This is a genomic window from Arthrobacter sp. Cr_A7 (assembly GCF_029222765.1).
In the GTDB taxonomy this organism is placed as follows: Bacteria; Actinomycetota; Actinomycetes; order Actinomycetales; family Micrococcaceae; genus Arthrobacter.
This window is the reverse complement of record NZ_JARHXQ010000099.1, coordinates 1-1,604: the sequence shown is the minus strand read 5'-3', so window position 1 is coordinate 1,604 and position 1,604 is coordinate 1. Positions and strand designations below refer to the sequence as shown.

The window sequence follows — 1,604 nt, the reverse complement described above, 5'->3', positions numbered from 1 at the left end:
GAAAATGACGAAGAATTTCCTGATTCGCTCCTGGATTTCCCAGGTGCCCTTCCAGCCGATGGGGAAGATAGCTGCGGTTCCGGCCTCCACGGTAATCGGCTCTCCGCCATCCTCGGTAACCACCATGCGGCCTTCAAGGACGTAGATTGACTCGCCGCGCTCCAGGAACTCCCATCGTGAAAGGCCCGGGTCAGCTTCCCAGACTCCGGAGAGGATCCGGGAATCATCGCTGGTAAAGGGGATGGTGATCCGCGTGGGAATCTCGTCGCCCAGCACTTCGGCCAGGGGTGGACCGAGCGGTGCTTCGTCCAGCTTCCCCTGGAAGAGGGCGGTCGGCTCGAAAGTTATGCTCATGTGAATCTTCCTTTCTGGGTTGCTCCCCCGGGACGGGAGAGTCGGTGTTTTGTTGATGGTTATTCGACGATCTCGCCGGTGGTTTCGAAGGCGGCGATTTTGCCGATGCGGCGTTCATGGCGTTCGGCATTGGTGAATGGTTCTGCCAGGAATGCCTTGACCAGTTCGGTGGCCTCTTCGACGCTGTGCTGCCTGCCTCCGACGGCCACCACGTTGGCATCGTTGTGCTGGCGGGCGAGCTTCGCGGTGTCAAGGTTCCAGGCGAGGGCTGCCCGGACTCCCTTGACCTTGTTTGCGGCGATTTGCTCGCCGTTGCCTGAGCCGCCCAGCACGATTCCGAGCGCGTCCACGCCTGCCGCCTGGTCGGCCACGACGGCGGCGGCGGCGTTGATGCAGAACGCGGGGTAGTCGTCCTCGGCGTCATAGGCGGCCGGTCCGTGGTCCACCATCTCGTAGCCGCTGGCTGAGAGCGAGGTGATCAGGTGGGAGCTGAGCTCCATGCCGGCGTGGTCGGTTGCGATGTGAACGCGCATTGTGGGTCCTTCAGTATTGGTAACGGTGATGGGCGGCCTGCTGCTAGGCGAAGGCGAGCTGGCCGTTCGCGCGCAGTGATTCGATGGCCTCGGCAGGGGAAGGTTTGCCGTACACGGCCGAGCCGGCGACAAAGACGTTGGCGCCGGCCTCGGCGGCCCGGGTGATGGTTTCTTCCGTGATGCCGCCGTCCACCTGGATGGCCACGTTCACTCCTGAACCGTCGACGGCGGCGCGAGCCCGGCGAATTTTGGGCAGCATCACGTCCAGGAAGGCCTGTCCGCCAAAACCCGGCTCGACGGTCATGATCAGCAGCATGTCCAGTTCGGAAAGCATGTCCAGGTACGGTTCCACCGGCGTGGCAGGGCGCAGGGCCATGCCGGCCTTCGAGCCCCGCGCCCGAAGCTCGCGGGCAAGCTTGATCGGCGCATTCGATGCTTCTACGTGGAAGGTGACCGAGGCAATCCCGGTGTCAGCGAACTGGGGTGCCCAGGTGTCAGCATTGGCAATCATCAGATGGGCATCCAGCGGCACGGGGCTGACCTTCTGAATCCTTTCCACGACGGGCAGGCCGATGGTCAGGTTCGGGACGAAGTGGTTGTCCATAACGTCCACGTGGACAGCGTCGGCATTGCTGATGCGGGCAAGCTCTGCTTCGAGGTTGACGAAGTCGGCCGACAGGATGCTGGGATTGATGCAGCAATTCAGGGGTGGCTTGG

The 1,604-nt window shown here is 63.0% G+C and carries 3 protein-coding genes; all 3 read right to left on the bottom strand.

Translation table 11 applies throughout. The annotated features are described in order from the left end of the window. Nucleotides 1-354, bottom strand: a 354-nt coding sequence (locus P2Q66_RS06060; RefSeq protein WP_275726362.1) for a cupin domain-containing protein, incomplete at its 3' end; no start/stop codon positions are given. Between the two features lie 59 nt (nucleotides 355-413). After that, nucleotides 414-887 (bottom strand): ribose-5-phosphate isomerase, encoded by a 474-nt coding sequence (locus P2Q66_RS06055; protein ID WP_275726344.1) that lies wholly within the window; start codon nucleotides 885-887, stop codon nucleotides 414-416. Nucleotides 888-930: 43 nt separating this feature from the next. Then, on the bottom strand, nucleotides 931-1,593 hold the full coding sequence (rpe, locus tag P2Q66_RS06050; protein WP_275726363.1) for a ribulose-phosphate 3-epimerase: 663 nt from the start codon (nucleotides 1,591-1,593) through the stop codon (nucleotides 931-933). Between the last annotated feature and the right edge of the window lie 11 nt (nucleotides 1,594-1,604).

Bases quoted from the DNA above. Each gene is read 5' to 3' on its own strand.
- P2Q66_RS06055 (WP_275726344.1), bottom strand. From the start codon at position 887: ATGCGCGTTCACATCGCAACCGACCACGCCGGCATGGAGCTCAGCTCC.